16 protein-coding genes are annotated in these 21,171 nt (G+C 59.0%); 10 read left to right on the plus strand and 6 right to left on the minus strand.

The window, feature by feature from the left end; translation table 11 throughout:
• Position 1: 1 nt before the first annotated feature.
• A complete protein-coding gene (locus J3U88_RS02415) occupies positions 2-5,005 on the minus strand; it encodes an ATP-binding protein (protein WP_207856534.1) in 5,004 nt (1,667 codons plus the stop codon).
• 618 nt (positions 5,006-5,623) lie between these two features.
• Between J3U88_RS02415 and J3U88_RS02420 the strand changes: the two genes are divergently transcribed.
• The 10 genes from J3U88_RS02420 (at position 5,624) to J3U88_RS02465 (ending at position 17,336) form a co-directional block, all read left to right on the plus strand.
• The gene (locus tag J3U88_RS02420; protein WP_207856535.1) at positions 5,624-6,277 is read left to right on the plus strand and encodes a TetR/AcrR family transcriptional regulator; all 654 of its coding nucleotides are present in this window, start codon (positions 5,624-5,626) and stop codon (positions 6,275-6,277) included.
• Positions 6,271-7,110 carry an alpha/beta fold hydrolase gene (locus J3U88_RS02425; protein ID WP_207856536.1) on the plus strand — a complete coding sequence of 280 codons (840 nt, stop codon included), beginning with the start codon at positions 6,271-6,273 and terminating at the stop codon, positions 7,108-7,110. Before J3U88_RS02420 ends, J3U88_RS02425 begins: the two co-directional genes overlap by 7 nt.
• A gap of 214 nt (positions 7,111-7,324) precedes the next feature.
• Positions 7,325-8,341, plus strand: a complete 1,017-nt coding sequence (locus J3U88_RS02430; RefSeq protein ID WP_207856537.1) for a 3-oxoacyl-ACP synthase — start codon at positions 7,325-7,327, stop codon at positions 8,339-8,341.
• Positions 8,342-8,388: 47 nt separating this feature from the next.
• Positions 8,389-9,114, plus strand: coding sequence for an SDR family oxidoreductase (locus tag J3U88_RS02435; RefSeq protein ID WP_207856538.1), 726 nt, complete (start codon positions 8,389-8,391; stop codon positions 9,112-9,114).
• A 12-nt stretch (positions 9,115-9,126) separates the two neighbouring features.
• Complete coding sequence (locus J3U88_RS02440; RefSeq protein ID WP_207856539.1) at positions 9,127-9,930, plus strand: alpha/beta fold hydrolase; 804 nt, start codon at positions 9,127-9,129, stop codon at positions 9,928-9,930.
• On the plus strand, positions 9,920-11,398 hold the full coding sequence (locus J3U88_RS02445; protein WP_207856540.1) for a class I adenylate-forming enzyme family protein: 1,479 nt from the start codon (positions 9,920-9,922) through the stop codon (positions 11,396-11,398). The genes J3U88_RS02440 and J3U88_RS02445 overlap by 11 nt, the downstream gene beginning before the upstream one ends.
• On the plus strand, positions 11,388-12,866 hold the full coding sequence (locus J3U88_RS02450) for a sodium:solute symporter family protein (RefSeq protein WP_207856541.1): 1,479 nt from the start codon (positions 11,388-11,390) through the stop codon (positions 12,864-12,866). The genes J3U88_RS02445 and J3U88_RS02450 overlap by 11 nt, the downstream gene beginning before the upstream one ends.
• Positions 12,867-12,965: 99 nt before the next feature.
• Positions 12,966-15,143, plus strand: a complete 2,178-nt coding sequence (locus J3U88_RS02455) for a TonB-dependent receptor plug domain-containing protein (RefSeq protein WP_207856542.1) — start codon at positions 12,966-12,968, stop codon at positions 15,141-15,143.
• Positions 15,144-15,259: 116 nt separating this feature from the next.
• Positions 15,260-16,117, plus strand: a complete 858-nt coding sequence (locus tag J3U88_RS02460) for an alpha/beta fold hydrolase (RefSeq protein ID WP_207856543.1) — start codon at positions 15,260-15,262, stop codon at positions 16,115-16,117.
• 292 nt (positions 16,118-16,409) lie between these two features.
• Complete coding sequence (locus J3U88_RS02465) at positions 16,410-17,336, plus strand: alpha/beta hydrolase family protein (RefSeq protein ID WP_207856544.1); 927 nt, start codon at positions 16,410-16,412, stop codon at positions 17,334-17,336.
• Between the two features lie 77 nt (positions 17,337-17,413).
• On the opposite strand, the gene J3U88_RS02470 is transcribed toward J3U88_RS02465, so the two are convergent.
• The 5 genes from J3U88_RS02470 to J3U88_RS02490 form a co-directional block, all read right to left on the minus strand.
• Positions 17,414-18,205: a cell division cycle protein 123 family protein gene (locus tag J3U88_RS02470; protein WP_207856545.1), complete on the minus strand. Its 792-nt coding sequence runs from the start codon at positions 18,203-18,205 to the stop codon at positions 17,414-17,416.
• A gap of 1 nt (position 18,206) precedes the next feature.
• Entirely contained in the window at positions 18,207-18,698 is a 492-nt protein-coding gene (locus J3U88_RS02475; protein WP_207856546.1) for a hypothetical protein, read from the minus strand.
• 10 nt (positions 18,699-18,708) lie between these two features.
• A complete protein-coding gene (locus J3U88_RS02480; protein WP_207856547.1) occupies positions 18,709-19,635 on the minus strand; it encodes a hypothetical protein in 927 nt (308 codons plus the stop codon).
• A gap of 42 nt (positions 19,636-19,677) precedes the next feature.
• A complete protein-coding gene (locus J3U88_RS02485; protein ID WP_207856548.1) occupies positions 19,678-20,592 on the minus strand; it encodes a DUF4123 domain-containing protein in 915 nt (304 codons plus the stop codon).
• Positions 20,593-20,768: 176 nt separating this feature from the next.
• Positions 20,769-21,164 (minus strand): PAAR domain-containing protein, encoded by a 396-nt coding sequence (locus J3U88_RS02490; RefSeq protein WP_207856549.1) that lies wholly within the window; start codon positions 21,162-21,164, stop codon positions 20,769-20,771.
• Between the last annotated feature and the right edge of the window lie 7 nt (positions 21,165-21,171).

Raw genomic sequence — 21,171 nt, forward strand, 5'->3', positions numbered from 1 at the left:
ATCATGCTTTTTGTGACAATGGGTGTTTTGGCGATTTCTCGTCTTGATGAACCGCCTGACTGAGTGGGATTTTTAGGGTGAAGCTACTGCCGACACCTTGTGCCGATTGCACCTCGATGGTGCCGTTGTGTTTGTGGATAATGCCGTAGGAAATCGACAAACCCAAACCGGTGCCATGGTTTTGTTTGGTGGTGAAAAAGGGTTCAAAAATGCGTTCCCGCAGCGCTTTGTCCATGCCGCACCCGTTGTCCTCAAACACGATCCACACCAAGTCGCCCACGGTTTTGGTGGTAATCGAAATCCGACCGGGCTCGCTGGTTTGATCATCACGCGCGTAAATCGCCTGACACCCATTGATGAGGATGTTCATAAACACCTGATTCAGTTCCGCCGCCCAGCATTCGCAGTACAAGGCACCCTCAAAACCCATGTCGAAGGTGACCTTGTCTTTGTGTTGCGTGCGGACCAGGTGCAGGGTGGACAACAAACCCTCGTGGATGTTGACCGTTTTCATCTCGGCCTCATCCAAGCGGGAGAAGGTTCGCAGGTCTTTGACGATGCCGTGAATGCGTGACACGCCGTTTTGGATGGTGCTTAGTTGGCCTTTCATTTTGTCGAATTTTTCCAGGAACAGGGCTTCCAGCTGTTCGTCCGCCTCGTCTTCCATCAGGTCAAAGAGGAATTTTTGAAATGCCTCGAGGGTGCCGCGTAAGTTGAAGGTGCCCGCGTTGACAAAGTTGGCGGGGTTGTTGATCTCGTGAGCGATCCCCGCGGCCAAGGTCCCCAAACCCGCCATCTTTTCGTTTTGCACCAACTGCGATTGGGTGCGGCGGATTTCTTCCTCTTGTTTGCGAATGGCGTTAAAGGCGAGGTGGTTTTCCAAGGCGATGGAGGTTGAACCCGCGAGCGAGCGCAACACGGAAAGTTGGGATTCCTCGTATGCGTAAGGTTCCGGGCTGAACAGCAGAATCACCCCTTTGGCAAGCGCACCTTCCACGGCGTGATCGATCATGGGAATAGCGAGGTAGGATTTGATGCCGTCGTAAAATTCCGCCGCGTTTGGGTTTTCGACGTAGCGGTGGAACTCGTCATCCAAGTTGTTAATATGAATGGTTTGGCCGGTGCGGATACAGAGGGCGGGCAAGCGTTCCCCATTGGCCACCTCAAGTGAGAAGTCGGGGATGGGGCTGTTGTTGCGCATCAGGTGTTTGAAATGGATCATGGCCGAATCCGGTTCGTGGATGCCGATACCGTAGCCATAGGTGTCCATCAGTGGGGTGAGCTGGTGGTAAAGCCTTTGCGCGACCTCGGTAAAGTCGAGTTTGGCGGTGAGCTCGCGGCCGACTTCCGCCAAAAATTCCACCTCGCGGGTGCGCGCGGCGACCTTGGCTTCCAAGTTTCGGTGGGCGTCCAGTAGGTCCAGTTGGGTTTTGACGCGCGCCAGCAATTCAACCTTGGTGACCGGTTTCGCCAAATAATCGTTGCCGCCGACCTCGAAGCAACGGGCGATATCGCTGGTTTGGTGCATGGCCGAAAGGAACATGACCGGCAACTGCGAGGGTCCGTGGCGCTCGCGAATGTTGAGGCATACGTCGTAACCGGACAGCCTCGGCATGGCGATGTCCAGCAGAACCAAATCGATTTCGGGTTCGTTTTTGAGGATTTCGAGGGCGTCAAAACCGTTTTGGGCCTGTTGAATTTGGTAATCCTGTGCCGACAAAATATTGACCAACAGTTGCAGGTTGATCGGATTGTCGTCGACGGTCAGGATTTTGAACCCTTTGCGCCCGTGGTCGTGCACTGGGTAACCCGTATCATCATTGAGGGTTACCGCGCCGAAGATCGAGGCCTCCGACGCTGGGTCTTCCTCGGGAACCGCCCTGGGAAGCGTGAAATAAAAAGACGAACCCTCCCCCGGGGTGGACTGCACGTAGATGTCGCCACCGTGGCGTTCCACCAGGGTTTTGGTGATGGCCAAACCCAATCCAGCCCCGCCCAAGCTGCCAACCATGTTGAAGTCGGCCCGTTCGAAGTGCTCGAAAATATGGTCGATCTGGTGGGGTTCGATGCCGCGGCCCTGGTCGGTCACTTTGATCGTTGTCAGGTTGCCGTTTTCTTTAGCCGAAAGTGAGACAACCCCGTTTTTGCTGTACTTAATCGCGTTATCGACCAGGTTAAAAAGGATTTGTTTTGTGCGGTTGATATCCGCCTTGACGAAATAATGTTCGGGGATGCTGTTGCTCAGCTTGAGTGGTTTGTCGCCGATGAAGGGTTTGGATAGGGCCACCACCACATCGACGACCTGTTTGAGGTTGACCGTGGTGATGTGAAATCGCAGCTCTTTTTTGTTTAAGTTGGCCAGGTCCATGATGTCGCCGACCGTGGCCGCCAAACCCTCGCCGCTGTCGATGAGGACCCGTAAATCGTTGCGCGCTTCCGGGCTTAAATTGCCGCGACGCCCGCCCACCAGGGCTTGCGCGATACCGATCATGCTCTGCAGCGGCGTTTTGAGTTCGTGGCCGATGTTGTGCATGATGCGGTCCTTGGTTTGGTCCAAGTGGCGCAGGCGTTCGGTCATGCGCCGGTGGCGCAGGGTGGTGCGCCGCTGAAAAAACACATAGGTGCCCATGGCTGCCAGGAGCAGCGAGGCATAAAGCAACAGCGCCGGGGTGCTGCGATGGAAAGGGGCCACGATCACCACCCGCAACTGCGTTGGTTTCCGGCTCGTGCGGTTCCCCGCGTGGTGGGCGCGCACCCGCAGCAGGTAGCTTCCCGGTTCCTGGTGGGTAAATTGAATCACCGGGAGCGGGTGGTTGATTGGCTGCCAGGGATTGCCTTCGTCGCCGAGTTGGTACTCATAGCGCACCAGCTTGGGATCGGCGATTTTGCGGGCCGAGACCCGTAACTTGAAGTGGCTTGACTGGTAGGGCAGGCGCAGGGTGGGCAGGCCGTCGCTCTCGGTGACGGTTGGGACGGGGATGACCTCGCGAAGGTTACCCTCCTGGAAGAGGGTTAAGCTGGTGAAGCGCGGCTGCAGCAAAGGGAGCTCGCCGCGGAACGCACCGGGATGAAACCGATAAAGGCCGTTGGTGCCGGCGACAACCATCGCGCCGCTGCCGTCCCTTGCCATGGTGTTGCCCACAAAACGAAGCGCCCGCGAACCGTCGTTAAAGGGATAGTTGGTCAGTTCTCTGCTGAATGGATCGTATTTGGTGATGCCGGCGACGGTGCTGATCCACATGTTGTTGAGCCGGTCTTCCATCAGCGAAAGTGCCTTATTGCCGGGCAAGCCGTTTTTGTGGCTTAGTTGCTGAAAGTCCTTGTTTCCCGCGTTTCGAAAGAACACCCCGTCTTCATTGGTGGCAACCCACAAGCTTTGGTTGCCTTTTTGGGCAAAAAGGCTGTTAATGCGAATTTGGCGGCTGTCCAGCGGGCCGTCTACCGGAAGCAGGTGCGGCTGTAATTTCCCACGCGCCGTCCATTCGTAAAGGCCGCGGTTGGTTCCGAGCCACAGCGCCTTATTTGCGTCTTGGGTTAAGCACAGAATTTTGCCCAGAATTTTTTGGAGCGGGGTGCCGGCCACCGTGACAGGGGTGACCTTGTTTCGTGCCTCGTCGATTTTGAACAAGCCGTTTTGGGCCGTGCCGACCCAAATAGTTTCCGAGCTGCTTTGGTGAAGGCTAAGTACCGACATCGCCCCGAAGGGGGTTGTCGCGCCCGCGCGCCACGGCGTAAAACCCGGATTCTCCATATCCGAGGCGGAAGCACGCTGGTATAGGCCGGGTGTGCCGCCGATGAGCAATTGGTTGCGTCGGGTGGGCAACAGCGCTTCGATCCGCATCTTCTCTGGGACCTCGCCCGCATCACCCTGGTGCTGCAGGGTGGTTCCGTTTTGGAGGGAAAACAAACCATCGTAATCGCCCACCCATAACACATCGTTGTCCGCAAAGGCTACCGCGCGAACCGAGGGATATTGTGAACGGACCCCGGCGGGACGGGTCAGCGGCAGTGATTCGATGGTGTTGGCCCGGGTAATCCGATTCAAACCGCCAAACAAACTGCCGATCCACAGGGTGCCCGCCTCGTCCACCAGCATGGTGCGGATCCGATCATCCGTTAACGCGTGAATGGCGCCGTAGGAATAGCGGGTTGCCGTCGGGGTACCGCGTAACGTGACATGGAGCAAATGATCCCTGCCCGCCAGCCACAAGGTCGAAGCATCGACCACCGCTAAAGCGTGGTAGGGGGGTTGCGCCTGGGTGTCCTGTTCAAACAGAAAACGAGGGAGAAACTCGCCCAGTGCCATGGAGAAGGAGGCCACCCCCTGGTCGCCCACGACCCAGGGTCGCCCCTCGGGGTCGCGCGCCAGGATCTGAACCGCGCTTCCAAAGGCCGGGGTCGCGGCATTGCGTGTGTTTTTTACCGGGACGGGCCGGTCGTGGCCCGCGTCCCAACGGAACAGGCCCTTCTGGGTTCCCAGCCACAGTTTATTACCGAGGTCGGTGAGGGCAGTGCAGCGAATCGCTTCCTCGGGAGTGGGGTTGGGGATGGTATCGGATAAGTTGACCAGGTTTTCCGTAGTGGGGGTATAGCGCCAGAGGCGACCCAAGGTGTCCGTGGCCCAAACCCGGTCCTGGTGGTCCACCAGCAGGTTGCGAAACCCCGATTCGGTTGCTGTCCGCGGTGCTTTCACCTTGGTCAGATGATCGCGGTTTTTGTTGAAGCGATAGAGTCCTTCCGAGGCCGCCAGCCAAAGGTTTCCCTCGCTGTCGGCGTCGATGGCACGAATATAAATGTAGGGGTTGACTGCCTCACCGGCGACGTCGGGTTGGATTTTCCAGAAGGCGTGGCCGTCGAAACGGTTTAGCCCGTTATTGGTGCCGATCCACAGGTAACCGTCGTCATCTTGGAACAGGCAATTGACCTGATAGTTGAGTAGCCCTTCCTCCGTGCTGTAACGCGTGCTGAACAAGGGGGGGCCGGCGGAGACCTGTGCCCAGGGCAAAAGGCCGACCATCAGACAAAGCACAGGAAAGCCGTTACCGCGTCGGAGAAAACTCCGGGGGGAGGTGATGGGTGAAAAAAGGTGGGTGAGGGTCATGACTCATATAACCGCAAAGGTGGGTTGGCGCGGTGGTATTGAGAAAAAGCGTTAAAGTGGTGGCTTGGTGAAGAATTGTATCTCAGAATGGTTTGAAAATCGCTTCTTTTGTAAGTCGTGAGGAAAAACGACGAATCAGGTCGCACCCAGGCGTCACCTAGCCCGCATTTCTCACAAGGGTTCGTTGCGAGAAGCTGAAAGCCTTGTGAGTTCGAAGATTACGACCGAGAGACGGCATAGGGGGCCGACCTTTCGCGGGGCCGACCTTTCGCGGGGCCGACCTTTCGCGGGGCCGACCTTTCGGCGTAGCAGCTGAGGGGAAGGCGGCTCGACCGAGTAATGCGGATGGCCGCCCCGCGGAAGGCCGCCCCCACGTAATCGCATGGGTTTCGGGTTCGTAGCAGAATTCCTTGTGAGAAATGCGGGCTAGATGGTTGCGCGAAAAAGTGCGAAAAAAACCTTGACAGCCCGCGCGCTGAGGCGCAGAATTCTAAAAAACAAAACGAGTGTTCGGTTTTTAAAATGAAACAATCGCTTAAATCACAACGATCACGCGAGCTTATTCTCGCCGCCGGCCTGCGCTGTTTTTCCCAAAACGGCTACAAGGCCACTTCCATGAAAGATATCGCCCGCGGTGCCGATATCTCCATCGGCCGCGTGTACCATCACTTCGATAACAAACTCCAAGTGTTCACCGAGTTGCTGGATAACTACTGGCGCCGCTTGGAAGATCCCGAATTGCCCTTGAACCAGTTGATCCTTAAGTCCAACTTTCCCAACGATATTCCCGCCTTGGCCGAGGCCATTCGCGATATTGTCGTTTCCAATCGCGAATCCATCATGCTGATTTACATTGATGTGATCGAGTTCCAGGGAACCCACATTCAGCGTTTTTACCACAATATGGCCGCCAACTTTAAGAACGCGTTCGGCGATCATTTTGACCGCTTGCGCCGCGAGGGCGCTTTACACGAGGATGCCGATCCCTTGTTCGCCGTCATGATGTGTTTTCGTTTTTTGTTCCAGTACTACCTGGTTGAAACCTCGTTCGGGGTGGAAAACCATTTCGGTATTGAATCGGAGGAAGTGGGCGGCAAGGTATCGCAACTGTTGTTACACGGTTTGTTGGATCCCAGCCGCAAACCCCACGGTGTCGGCGAGGAACCCTCATGTTAACTTCACCGCTGCCGGTGCGGCGCTCTCCGCATTTCGATCTTCACATCGACCGCATTGGTCGCGGTGAACCGGTTTTGGTGATTCCCGGTTTCGGCTGCGGCAATTGGCTTTTTAAACCAATTGCGCGGCAGCTCCAACCTCGGTATTCGTTTCTATTGCCCGACCTGCCGGGCATGGGCGCCAGTCCCGACGCGGGTTGTGATTACAGCTTTGAACAATTGGCCGACCATTGCCACTTTTTGATGCAGCGGCTGGGCCATCCCCGTTACCACCTGATCGGCATCAGCATGGGCGGTTTTATCGCCCAAAAGCTGCTGCTTCAACACGGCGAAGCCGTTGCCTCATGCGTGTTATTGGCCACCACCGCCGCGCATGAAACCATCGAGGCGATTCCCTTACTCGATGAAACGCAGCTCCACGCCATGTACCAAATGGAACCCGCGGCCATGGTTCGCGCCAACAGTGAGGCGACCGTCCACCCCGGCTTCGCCCAACGCGATCCCGCCGCTTACCAACTGCTTCTCGACCAACGCCTTCGCCACGTGGCACCGTTGCGCTCCCTACTGCGACAACGCCGCGCCGTCGCGCGTTACTTTGAATCCCCGGTGCCGCTGCACCTGATTAACAACCCCGTCTTGTTGCTCACGGGCGACGCCGACCGCCTGGTGCCCACCCAACATGCGACCCAACTGGCCGATCAGCTGCCGAACGCGTCGGTGACGCGTTTTGCCGAAAGCGATCACTGGTTTTTTTGGGAACGGCACCACGAAACGGCCGCGGCGATTGCGACCTTCCTCGCGGGTGACAAGGCCACGGAATCCCAGGCTGAGTAAAGGGAAGTCTTTACACAGAGTCTGATAATGTTCCGAAAACCATAACATTTTTTATAAATTGCCGCTTTATGCCGCGGCGGCCGTCGCGTTAACTGACCGACGGCGACGACCCTCATGGTCGTCATGCGACCGGCGTCGATTCCCGCGCTGTACCCCCGTCCGGGGGAGGCTGTTGGTGGTTTTCGCGTTCGCCTTGTTTTCACGGGAGTTTACCATGGACATTTCACTTGCTCGGGCGGCCGTTTGGCTGCCGCCCGACCGCGAACAGGCGGCCGATATTGCCGCCGCCGCCGACCTTCCCCTCGAGGTCGTGCGTGAGAAAATGGGCATCGTGCGCAAGTGCCGCGCCCGTGCCGAAATGCACCCCAGCGAGATGGCCGTGCGTGCCGCGCGCCTTGCCCTGCGCGACATCGATCCCGATTCCATCGACTTGCTCATGTGGACCGGTTCCGAATACAAAGATTACCCCGTTTGGTCCGCCGGCATTTACGTGCAGGAACAGCTCGGCCTACGCCGCGCCTGGGCCTTTGACATGGCCGCGCGTTGTTCCAGCAACGTCGTCGGCCTGCATATCGCCCGTTCGATGATGGCCGCGGATCCCAACATCAATCGGGTGTTGTTGTGCGGCGGCCACCGTACCGGCGACCTCGCCAATTACCAAGATCCCAATTCGCGGTTCCTCTACAGCCTGGCCGACGGCGGCGCGGCCATGGTGTTGGATCGCGAGGGCGACAATCCCTTGCGCGGCGCCTCGGTGATTACCGACGGCCGTTTCAGCGAGGACGTGATTATTCCCGGCGGCGGTACCCGCAAAACCAGCCGCGGTGGCTTGGACCACGCCGATACCTTTCTGACCGTGCCCCACATTGGCGAGATGCGCAAACGCTTGGGCGAAGTGTCCCAACCCAATTTCGTCAAGGTCATTCGCGAAGCGGCCCAATCCCGCGCCATTGATTACCTGGCCTTGCTGCACATCAAACGCTCGGCCCACGACGCCTTGCTTCAGGACCTCGAACTCAAACCCTCGCAAAGCATTTACCTCGACCACTTTGGTCATTTCGGCGCCCCCGACCAAGTCCTGTCGCTGGGGCTGGCCGAAAAAGAGAACCTGCTCCAGCCAGGCAACCTGGTGGTGCTTGCAAGCGCCGGGATTGGCTACACTTGGTCCGCTTTAGCTTTTGAATGGAACCGCGCCGTTTTTCACGGCGAGGACACCGCCACCCTTATTTAATGATGTAGGACGGCGACCCGGAGCGGCGCCGTGTGAGGAGACCAACCGTGAAAGGACTAGACCAAAAAACCGTGATGATTACCGGCGCCAACCAGGGCATTGGCTGGGCGACCGCCGAGCGGTTTGAGGCCGAGGGGAGTACCCTCTGTTTGGTGGACCGCGACATTTCCGACGTGACCCGCGAACGTTTCGGCGACAAACACCATCTGCTCGCCGCCGATCTGGCCACATCCGCGGGCATGCAGGCTGCACTCGAGCTTCTGCGCGACAAAAATTGCGACGTTTTGATTAACAATGCGGGGATCACCCGCGATGCGACCATCACCAAAATGACCCGCGCCGACTGGGACAAAGTCATCGCCGTCAACTTGACCGCCGTGTTCGAACTTTGCCAAGGCGCGGCCGTGATGATGAAAGAACGCGGCAGTGGTGTGATTCTGAACGCCTCTTCCGTGGTGGCCCACAACGGCAACTTCGGCCAAACCAACTACGCGGCCACCAAGGCGGGTGTGATCGCGATGACGCAAACCCTGGCCCGCGAATTGGGCCGCGCCAATGTACGCGTCAACGCGGTTGCACCGGGTTTTATCGAAACCCCGATGACGGAGGCCATTCCCGAAAAAGTGTTGGACAAAATCCGCCAAAAACCACCCCTGGCCCGCATGGGTCACGCCCACGAAATCGCCGCGGCCTACGCGTTTCTGGCCAGTGACGAGGCTAGCTACATCACCGGCACGACCCTCAACGTCGACGGTGGTTTGGTGCTGGGTTAAGCGGTGATTGCCTTGTCTTCCTCCTCTGTGAAGGCCGCTTTTTTCGGGGCCGAATTGATCGGTCCCGAAAAGGGTGTCCCGCTGCTGCTGCTCAACGGCTTGTTCGCCGCGCGGCAAAGCTGGGACGGCGCCCTGGGTTACCTTGGCCAAACGCGTGTCATCCGTTACGACGCGCGCGGCCAGGGGGAAACCCCCGCGGCGGAAGGCGTTTACCGTCTGGAACAACAGGTCGCGGACGCCCTCGCCGTATTGGATGGGTTGGACATTCAGCGCTGCCACCTGGCGGGCATCAGCAACGGCGCCCGCGTGGCCCTCGCCCTGGCGGCCAAACACCCGGAGCGGGTCGTCGCCATCGCCGCGGCCCACGCTTTTGCCAACCCGACCCTTGTCCAGCGCGCGGTGCTGCAATCCTGGCTGGAGGCCCATCGCGCCGGCGGCGGCACCTGTCGCTTCGACGTGGCCGCCCCCTGGATTTGGAGCGAAACGGCCATGGGCGATTTACCCGACCTGATCGCATCCTACCGCGAGCGCGCCGACGACCGCGATCACGCCGCGGTGGAAAGCCTGATCCTCGGTGCCCTCGACGGGTCGATTGACCTAAGCGCGGTTAAGGCACCGACCCTCTTGCTCAGTGGCGCGCACGATTTATTAACCCCGCCCCATGCGATGCAAGCCATGGCCGACGCCTTGCCCGACGCCCGGCTCACCGTGGTTGCCGGCGCCCACGCCGCTTTGCTGGAACGGCCCGCGTTGTTTGCAGAAACCATCGCGCCTTTTTTCGCGGGTTTACAAGGAGGAAACGCGCATGTGGTTTGATTTTTTAGCCGAAAACGCATCGCGTTTTGGTGATCGCATCGCCTTGGAACAGGCCGGCGACGGCGCCACCATGACCTACGCCGCCATGGACCGGCTTGCCGACCGTTGGGCGACCTACCTCCACCAACTGGGTGTTGGGGAAGGGGACCGCGTCGTCGTGCTGGCGACCAACCGCGCCGAACATCTGCACCTCTTTTTCGCCTGCCTGCGCCTCGGTGCCTTGTTGGTTCCTTTGAACTACCGCCTCAGCCCGGCCGAATGGACCCAACAGTTGGATCACATTGAAGCCACATGTGTTTTGCTCGGCGCGGACTTCCATCTCGACCATCCCGCCGCCTTCTATTTGGATTTGGTGACCCTGCCTGAAACGACCGCTTTTGTCGCCGCGCCCGTCGATCCACAACGGCCGCTGTTGATGTTGTTCACTTCCGGTTCCAGCGGTTGCCCCAAGGGTGTGTTGCTCCACGGCGCCATGCTCGGCGCCAACATCGTACAAACCCGCCTCAATTGGGAACTGGACAGCCGTGATGCGAGCAGTACCCACGCGCCCTTTTTCCACACCGGTGGTTACAACGTGCTGACCTTGCCGCTGTTACAGGCCGGCGGTCGCATCCTTTTGGTTGATTGTTTTCAACCTGACCAGATCCTTGATTTAATGAACGCCGGCAAAATCACCGTTTTCTTCGGCGTGCCGACCATGTTCGACTTGCTGGCGCGTCACGCCGCCTTCGCCGGCTGTGATCTATCCCAACTGCGCTTCGTGATTTCCGGCGGCGCCCCCTGCCAACAGGCCGTGATGCAGGTTTGGCGCGAACGCGGCGTGTGTTTCCGCCAAGGGTTCGGCATGACCGAGGTTGGTCCCAACTGCTTCACCATCGACGACGCCACCGCGCGCCGCAAGCCGGCCGCCGTCGGTTGGCCGATGCTCGGCACATGCATGCTGTTGTTGGACGAGGATGACCAACCCGTTGGCGACGGCGGTGTGGGCGAGCTGTGCATCGCCGGGCCGCACCTGTGCGCCGGCTACCGCAACAACGCCGCTTCGACCGCATCAGCCCGCCACGGCCAATTCTGGCGCACCGGCGACCTGGCTCAACGCGACGCCCAAGGTTGCTACACCATCGTGGGTCGCAAAAAAGAGATGTACATCAGCGGCGGCGAAAACGTGTTCCCCGGCGAGGTGGTGCGTCACCTGATCAACATGGCCGACGTGCGCGACGCCCATGTGATCGGTGTTCCCGACCAACGCTGGGGCGAGGTCGGTTTCGCCTTCCTGCTCACCGAACAAAGCTACGATGTGGCCGCCGTACGCGCCTTTCTCGAACCGCACCTGTCCCGTTACAAACACCCGCGCCACCTGGTCTGTCTGACCGAACTACCGTTGCTCGCCAACGGCAAAGTCAACCGCAAAGCACTCACCGAAACCGCCCTAAAAACCATACAAGCCGGGGTTCAATATGCTTCCTGAAACATCGATTCCCTGGTTTGCCTACCTGGTTACCGCCTTTTACGTCGGCCTGACCTATTTCCTCAGCGTCAAAGGCATGCGTCGCACCAAATCGCTGGCCGGTTTTTCCATCGGCAACGGTGACATGAGCCCGGTTCTGGTCGGTCTGACCATGGCCTCCTCGATTGCCTCCACCGCAACCTTTGTCATTAACCCCGGTTTCGTTTACACCCACGGATTGTCCGCCTTTTTGCACTACGGCGTGGCCGCTTCAGGCGGCATCATCGCCGCGCTGCTCCTGCTGTGCCACGGCTTCCGCCGCACCGGCGCGCGCTACAAGGCGCTGACGATCCCCCATTGGATCCGCGAACACTACGGCAGCCGCGGCCTGGCCTTGTTTTTCGCGCTGATTAATCTGCTCAGCATTACCTTTGTCGTGCTGATCCTGGTGGGGTGCGCCATTCTTACCGCGCAACTGTTCGACATCTCGCGCCAAGCCGCGCTCATCGCCGTGTTGTTGTTCGTGTTTAGTTACGTGCTCATGGGCGGCACCTACGCCCACGCCTACACCAACAGCTTCCAAGCCGTGCTGATGCTGTTCATCGCGGTGGCTTTGTTCGTTTCCGGTTTGGGTTATTTCAACGGCGACTTTTTCGGCAGCCTGGCGGCGGTTTCGCCCCAATTTGCCGCGCCTCTTAATGCCGAATCAACGCTTTACTACGACTTTTGGTCCGTGTTCGCCTCCGGGTTTATCGTCACCTTCGCGCTGATGATGCAACCCCACATTTTGACCAAGGTCCTGTACCTCAAAAATGATCGCGATGTGAAATGGTTCCTGGTTACCGCCATCGGTGCCGGCCTGATCTTTTCACTGATGCTGTTCACTGGTTTTTACGCGCGCCTCAGCGGCTTGGAAGTAGGGAGCCAAGACGCCGTGGTTGCGCATTATATTGCCGCCGAGATGGAAGGCATCGTCGGCGGCACTTTTTTTCTCACCATCATTACCATCGCGTTGCTGGCCGCGGGGATGTCTACCCTCGACGGCATATTGGTTTCGCTTTCGGCGATGGTGGTCAACGACCTGTATTTCCCTTTTAGCAAAGCGGCCGACAAGGAACGCCTCGGGCTTCACTTGTCGCGGCTGGTGCTGGTTGTGATTGGTTTGGTTGCCTTTGCTTTGGCGTGGCAACCGCCTGCTCTGGTGGGGCTTTTCGCGCAGAAAGGGGTGTACGGGCTGGCGGCGGCGTCGGTTGTACCGATTGTTTTCGGTGTGCTGATGCGTCGTCCCGTGTCGGCCTGGATCGCGGCTTCCGCCGCGGTTTGTGGGTTGACCGTTCATCTGGCTCTGCACTTGGGTTTCGGGGTGGCAAATCCAAGTGTATCTGCTAGTTACGCCATTTTGGCGAGTTTCTGTCTGGGTTTTGTGTGTCTGGGGCTCGACCGTCCCGCCGAGGTTGGCGCGACCGTGACCGCCGCCGAACCCCAATGATCCACGACCGAACAACCCCTGTTTCCATACCTAAAAAATGCGGCTCAACCGTTTCGTCTATCGCGGTTCACCCGTGTTTCTGCTTGAAGGAGCGCCACGATGAAAGTCCTCAGTGCCTACCGTTCACCCCAACGGCTTTTGATGCTCGCCGCACTGCTTGTTATGACCTGCCCGCTTTGGGCCCAGTCCGAAACCCAAGAACAAACCGAACCCGACGCGGTCACCGTGGAGGAATCCCTGGTGATCACCGCTTCCAAACGCCCGGAAAAACGCATGGAAGCGCCCTCGACCATTGAAACCGTGACCAGCCAAGGTTTGCTGGAATCGGCAGCGACCACCTTCTCCGGCGCCTTGGCTCAGGTCAAAGGTGTGGATTTCGCCAACGGCGGCATCAACCTGCAAAAAGTATCCACGCGCGGCTTCAGCTCCTCGTTTAACTCGCGCATGCTGTCGCTTGTCGACGGCCGTTTGTCGACGCTGCCGGGCGCCGGTTTGCCCCAGGGCGGGCTGGCACCGGTTTCTTCGCTGGACATTCGTTCGATGGAGTTAATTCTCGGCCCCGCCGGCGCATTGTACGGTTCCAACACCACCGCCGGCGTGCTCAACATCATCACCAAAACCCCCTGGGACGAGGAAGGTTTGAGTGTCGCTTTTAAAGGCGGCGAACAGAACCTCGTCGACGCCAAGTTCCGTTACGCCCAGGTGTTTGAGGGCGGCTGGGGCTTTAAACTCACCGGCCAATACCTCAGCGCCGACGAATTTGTCTCCGACAACGTGTTTGACGTTTCCGGCGCCAATCAAACCGGTTACGCCTCCCAGGCCGAATTGCAGGCCGCGCTTGACGCCGGCACCGCCTACCGCGAGGAAGACTTGGTGGTGGGCGACTACGATGTGTTGTCCACCAAAGCCGAAATGACCGCGTACTACCGTCGTGGGGAAACCATGTTCACCGCGCTCGTGGGTTGGTCCGAAAACGACAGCTTTGGCGTGACCAACGTCGGCCGCAACCGCATCGACGGTTGGGAAATCGGCCACGTGCAGTTTAAAGCGAGCGCGCCGCGCTGGTTTTTCCAGGTGACCCGCACCGGTGAAGATGCCGGCAACACCTACTCCATCCAAAACGTGCCCGCGCAACTTGCCGCCGGTTTGAGTCTGGAGCAGGCCGCCGACGCCGCCAAGTTCATCAACGATTCCTACCTCAACGACGTCGAATTCCAAACCAACTACGAGGTCGGCAACCTGTTCCTGGTCGCCGGTTTGAGTTACCGTGAGTACCAGCCCAATTCCGAGGGCAGCTATTTAGATGACTTCATCCTGCCGGACGGCACCAAAAACGATATTTCCCGTGATGAAAAAGGCGTTTACTTACAAGCGGATTGGCGTTTGATGGAAGACCGTTTGCGCGTGGTTGCCGCCGGTCGCTACGACGACTTCTCCGAGTTCGACAGCCAGTTCAGCCCCAAATTGGGCGTGACCTACAACGTCCACAACCACCACCTGCGCGCCAACTTCATGAGTTCCTACCGTGCGCCGGAAATTATCGAAACCCACCTGTATTTCTTCAACGGCTTGGCGCGCGGCAATTTAAATGGTTTCACCATTCAAGATGCCGCCGGCAACACCATCAGCGAAATCGCCGGTTTGGCGCCCGAAGAAGTCACCACCTTTGAGGTTGGTTACCGCGGCCTGTTCAACAACGCCCTGATGATCGACGCCGTCGCTTACCGCTCCGATTACGAGGACTTCATTAGCCCGCTGCAGGTGGTGGCCCACCCCGCTTTTGGTACGACCGCCGTTGACAGTCAAGGCGCCGTGTTGCCGCTGCTGTTCACCTATTTGAACTACGGCAAGGCTCAGATCGAAGGTTTTGATTTGGGGGTGGATTACTTCTTCAACGACAAAATCAGCCTCAAGTCGAGCATTGGTTACGCCAAGCTGGACTCCTTCGAAAACACCACCACCATTCCCGACATCCCCTTCAACACCCCGGAATGGAAGTACAAGGCGAGCCTGAACATCAAAGACCTGTTCGCGCCCAATTCCTTCCTGACCCTGACCGGCCGTCGCGTCAATGCCTACGACTACCTGTCCGGCAACTGGTCCGGCCGCATCGATACCTTCAGCGAGTTCAACCTGGCCGCGGGCTACACGGTTCCCAAGGTCGACACCCTGCTCAAGTTGAGTTGGTCCAACGTCACCGATGAGGACAAAACCCAGTTGCTCGGCACGCCCGCGCAGCCCAGTTTCCTCACCTTCGAGATCTACCAAAAGTTTTAAGCGATTCGCTTAGCCCGCATTTCTCACAAGGATTCGTAGCGAGAAGCAGAAAACCTTGTGAGATATGCGGGTTAGGGCGGGCGGTTAACCGCTCGCCCCATGGGCAAGGGGGAACCGTGCGTTTTGGATTTTTGCTTTTTTTGGGCCTGACGGCACCGGCCTGGCTGTGGTCGCAAACCACGCCGGCGTTGAACGGCGGCGACCTGTGCCACGAGGTAACCGGGGAGGGGCCCCCGCTGTTGTTGATCGGCGGGCTCGGCAACCGCATGTCGGTTTGGGACGATCTGTTGCCCAAACTAACCGCCCACCATCGCGTGATCCGTTTTGACCCCGCCGGTTTGGGTTGCAGCAGCGCTCACCAACCCGCCGGCACCGTGGCCGACCTCGCGCGCCACGCCGCGACACTGCTGGATCATCTCAACATACGCCGTTGCCAGGTGGCCGGCATTTCGTTGGGCGGGTTTGTGGCGCAATCAATGGCACTGCAGTTCCCGGAGCGCGTCGACAAATTGGTGCTGATGGGTTCCAGCATCGGCGGCAAAGCCCATGTGGTGCCGGATCAGGAAGTACTGCAATTCTTCGCGACCTCGGCGACCTTGCCGCGTGAGGCGGCCGTGCGCAAGGGTTACGTGCTGGCCTTGCGTCCCGACTTCGAGGCCGACCACCCCAAGCGCCATGGGGAACTGGTAGCGCGCGAGGCCGCCTACCAACCGCCGCCGACAACTGTCCAAAAACACGCCATGGCGGGTTTCTTTTTCGACCAAAGCGCCGTTGTGCAAAACATCGCCGTGCCGACCTTGGTGCTTCACGGCGCGTTGGACCGCGTTGTGCCGGTCGCCAACGGCCGCAAACTCGGGGAAGCGATTCCCAACGCCAAAACCGTGGTGCTGCCAAAGGCCGGCCATTTGTGCATCATCGACAGCGTCGAGGCGACCGCGGCGGCGATCCTAGCCTTCACCGCACCAACCTTTTAATCAGAATGACTGCCTCAAAATAAAAATCGCCAACGTGTTTTATTTCTAGAAACCGTTGCTCAATGGTGTGGCGCACGTTTGGCGGTCTATCCTGAACTTAATCTCAATGGATTTCGGTCCTTAGCCAATCCCTCGGTGAGACAAACAGAGTGAAACGGACCCTTCACGAGCAAGCGCTGCACAACCCGCTCGCCGCGGCCGGGGTGCGTTTCTGATGTTTGAACCGGCCGGGGACGACTCGCGATTCTCCATAGATTTGAACTCGGCGAGAAGTGCGGGTAAGGAGATATCTATGTCTGTTTTTCGTATGTTGTTCGTTTGTGTTTTTTTTGCCCCGGCTTTCGCCCAAACCGCGCCGACACTCAGCGGTGACTTCCGCAACTGGCTGAACGCCAACGGTTACGCCGCCTACGACTTCGCCCGCGACGATCTCGACGGCGGCAGTTTTGGCGGAAAAACCACCGCCGGCCAGGCCGTCAACCGCCGCCCCGTCATTTTCGTCCATGGCAACGGCGACCGTGCCTGGGGCCGCACCTTCGGCCAAACCGGTTGGCGTGCCTCGCGCGACGCCTTCCTCGCCGCCGGCTACAGCGAAGCCGAACTCTACGCCACCACCTGGGGACCGGCCAACCCGGCCCTTGCTTCTCTGCAATACCATTCCTACAGCTATCTCGACCGCACCCGCGCCTTCATCGAGGCCGTCTTGGCCTACACCGGCGCATCCCAAGTCGACGTCATCACCCACTCAATGGGGGTCACCCTGGCCAGAAAAGCCATCAAAGGCGGTGGCGGCAATGACAGCGCCGACGGCGGAACCTACAACCTCGGCAGCCCCTTAACCGCGCGCATCAACACCTTCATCGGCATCGCGGGCGCCAACCACGGCCTGGCTTCCTGCTATTTCACCGGACCCAGCACCCCCACCTGCGGCGCCACCAACGGCTTCTACCCCGGCTACATGGCCGGCGTGTGGGGACCCTACAGCGTCAGCCGTTTCCTCACCGACCTCAACCGCACCACGGGTTTCGAAGGCGCCAAGGTCTATACCATCTGGTCAACCGTCGACGAAATCGTCGGTTTCGGCGGCCTCGTCTACGGCCGCTACACCGCCCGCATCAACGGCCAAGACGGCGAAACCGTCTACAGCGAAACCCCCTACGGCCACTTCAACTGCAAAGACCTAACAACATCCGTCCAACTGGATCGCCTTGGGTATTGAGTTCATCGGAAAGACTGCAAGGGTTGAGGTTTAACGCTAAGAAGCCAATAGCCTCATCCTTTCTGGATGAAAAGCCCTCAGTGAATGAACCGGAAACGCCTGTCGAAGGGTTCCAGCCAAGTGAAGAGGGCGGGGTTGGTCTGGACAATGAATGGGTTGAGTTCCAGGAGCATTGCGTCGAAGCGATTGTTGGTTACAGCGTCCTTGGTAATTTCTTTTCTGTCGTCTTCATTGGGAACCAAGATAAGATCGGCGATGATGTCGGGTAAATGGAACTCGGGAAGCATGGCCGCCAACGCCTCGCGCAACACCGCTTCGATGCGCTCCGCGTGTTGCACGATGATTTCGGAACGGCCTAGGTCGCGGAAATCGTATTGCGAGATGCCGACCACCTCGCCGCCTTGGATGAAGCAGCGGAACTCGCTCCAGGTCGGGATGGTTCGCCACGGGCGCAGAAACAGCCGCGGCATGGTGCTGTAATCCATGGCGCAGCGGATGTCGAACGCCGCGCGGCGCGAATCGCTTGTCAGCAGGCGCACGCCCTGATGGCCGTGTTCGATGCGTAACCCGAACTGTTGCGCCTGGAGCCCGTCCTTGGGGCTGCGTGAACCCAGCCGCAAAAAGGCCGGCCCACCGATTTGCGCCAAACCCGCGTCGATGCGTTCTTCCAAGGCATCCAGCGACAGATGCGGCTGGAGGTTGGGAAACCAGCCGCGGTATTTGCTATGCGACATTGCCGCCAGCAGCTCGTCCCAGGGAACCTGTAAGTCCAGCGCGGGCAGGGAACGCTCGCGCAAGGCTTGCGGCCAGTTTTCAATAAAGGTCGGGGCGATGCGTTCCCAGAAGGTCTCCAGGCTCCACGGCACCATGCTAGGAGCCTTCCGCCAACTTTTTCATCACGTGCAGCATCGCGTTTTTGCGTTTTTCCTCAAAATTGTCCCAGTAACCGCGGCAAAACATCATCACCGAACGCGGTGGCAGGTGCGGGTCCGCGTCGGCCGTCGGTGCCCACACGCACAAACCCAGCTTGTCCGACTGCAACTCGCCCACCTTTTCTTCCGCCATCTCGGGATCCGTTTCCAGCAGTTGCTGCCGCAACAGCACAATGGGTTTGTCCAGTAAGGTGGCGCCGCCCAGGGTGGGTTTGGCCGGCTGCCAAATCTCAATCGCCTCCACGGTGTCGCCCTCGGCCTCGTAAAACACATGGACCCTGGCTTTGGTGAATTCATCGGTATCGCACAAGCTGAACATGTTCTTGCGGAACGGGTGTGCCGGCTCGCTCGCGGCTTTGCGCACTTGCTCGCGGGTCATGCCGAACTGGATCGGGCCCACACCTTGGTAGGGATGCATGTCGAGTCTCATGGGCGGCCTCCTAAAATTCGTCCAGTTTGGCGTCGGTCCAAAAATTGTCCTGCAGGTCGTCGTACTGGAGATCGTACTCGTCGCCAAATTTCAGCGCCGAATCGGTGCGGTCCATCTCGACCGCTTCCTTCAAGTAACCCTGACCGTTCATCTCTTCCTGAACGCCGCGGAACAATTTAGCCTCGTGGGAACTGCCGGTGGTGGCCGCGCGCGCGTGGTCCTGGGAGTTCATTTGGAAGGCCCCGCCGTCGTCCGTTCTCACGGTCGGGTTCGAGGAATTGGCCGGGGAGTGGTTCGACTCCGCGTAGGTGCCGTCCGGTCGGTTGTCCGGTCCCTTGGTGTCGCGGTGTGCGCCCGTTTTGCGCTCCTCCGCTTCCATGGTCTGGCGCTGGTGTTTTTTGGCGCAGCCTTCCTTGTTTCTATCCGCCACGCGTCGCTGCGCGTTTTCCAGCAACTCGTCGTTGCGGCCCTTGAACAAACCTTTGAGCCTATCTTCCACCGCGCTTACTGCTGAATCCCATTTTTGGTTGATGGCGTCCAACTGGCCGATCAACCTTTTGATGCGTCGCGCCGTCGCCGGATCGATTGCCTTTTCGATGTGCTTGAAAATGGCCTTCATCGACTTCAAGCGATCTTGCATCTTTTGAACCGTTTTGAACAGCTTGGCCAGCTTGCCGGTTTTGCCGACGGCGTCGCCCACGTAGGGCACCATCGAGACCACCGACAAACCGGCGCCGACGAAATCGCCGCGCCACAAGCTAAACAAACCACCGGCGAGGTCGGAAACCGGCGTGGGGTCAAAGATCCCCGCGATGTCGAGCACGCCCTGCGTGACGGCCTCGCCCATTTCGCCTTTCAGCTTTTTGAGCAATTCCTCCAAACGCGCGGACATGGTGTCGGGAATGACCAAATCCCCGGTGGCATTGTTTAAACCCATAATTTCCTCTCAGGACGGTACTAATCATTCGTAGCTTTTGGTTTAGTCGTCCTCGAACCAAGCCGAGGGATCGCCTTTGGCGATGATGTTCATCCAATGGTCGTCGCTGATGCGGTCCAGCAACGCGCGGAGTTTTTGGTCCTGCGCGACGGCCTCGTCGTCGAGAATCGCGCGTACCTGTTCGTCTTGGTCGAAGTCGGGTGCAAAGCGGAACATCAAGGCCACAAACGCCATGATGTCCTTGGCCAGAACGAAACCGTTGCGGCGCGCCCGTTGGATGCCGCCCTCGCACCACATTTCGAGGGTGTCGGGGTCGAGGTCGCGTTTTTTGGGGAATTCGTCGAGGATGAAGGCAATCACTTCCTTGAGAAACCGTTCCTCGTCGTAGGTGAAAAAGGCACTGTTGTGGGCCTCGGTCAACCGCATGGTGCGGTACGGATAGGTTTCGTTTTCAATGCGGGACACGGTGCTGTAGTGAACCAGGCTCAGTTGCGCCGTGCCCGCCGTGATGCGTTGGGCCGGGCCGAAGAAATGACGCACCTCGGGGGCGGTGGAACTGAGCAAGAAGGGCGACAGAATGCGGGGATCGTAATAACGAAACAGGTATTTGCGTTTTTCCAGATCGGCGATGTGTTCGAAGTTTTTTAAATGCTCGTGCACCTCGTTCATCGTTGCGTTGCTTTCGAGGAAAAAACCCCAGGGCTCGGCAAACAGGTCCTCGCGCACCCAGTCGATCAGTGCCGCGTCAGCTTTGAACAGCCAGGGCGCGCTGGGCCACCGGCCCTTGTCCTTGGGTCCGCCGTGCAGGCACACCGCGGGATAGTTTTCCGCTTTTTTCAAAACCGGCGGCATGTTGCAGGCGTCGATGACCGCGTACAAACGGCCCTGTTCGGCACTGTCGAGCAATTCGCTCCAGGTGGCCGGTTCTTCTGCGAGTCCAGATTCGTGTTCTAACATGGAAACCTCTTCGATGGATGTGCGGGAGTCGGCGAAAAGCCCGGGGGCCTTCGCCACGAACATCGCGCATAACACGATGAACCCGAGGCGGAAAAATCCGCGTTGGCGAAAAATGACTGCATTCACGGTAATGGCTCCCGAACGATAAGATGAGAGCACTCTAACACGACCGGAAGTTATCCACCGATGACGACATTGCTTGAACCGCTGACGATTTTCCCGCCGTGCGCCATTTGATCGCCCATGCGCGCCGCGGGCAGACCTTCGATGAAGACCGTTCCGCTGCCCATGGCGACGATGTCCGCGCCACCGCCGCCCGCGCCGCCCGCGGGGCCTTCATCGCATTTGCCGCCGTCGCAATCGCCGCCGGCCATGGCCGCGCCGCCGCCTTTGGCCGAGGACATGGTTTGGGGTGCCGCCGCGGAACCGGGACACATTGCCATGTCGCCGACCCGCGCCGCCGCTTGTTTGTTGATCACCACCGAGGTCGCGCCTTGGTACAAGGCCCCTTTGCCGTGCATCGGCAGGGGACACACGGTGCTGTCACTGAATCGTGCCGCCGGTTTTCCCATGGTTGAC

The organism is Acanthopleuribacter pedis (genome assembly GCF_017377855.1).
Taxonomy (GTDB): Bacteria; Acidobacteriota; Holophagae; order Acanthopleuribacterales; family Acanthopleuribacteraceae; genus Acanthopleuribacter; species Acanthopleuribacter pedis.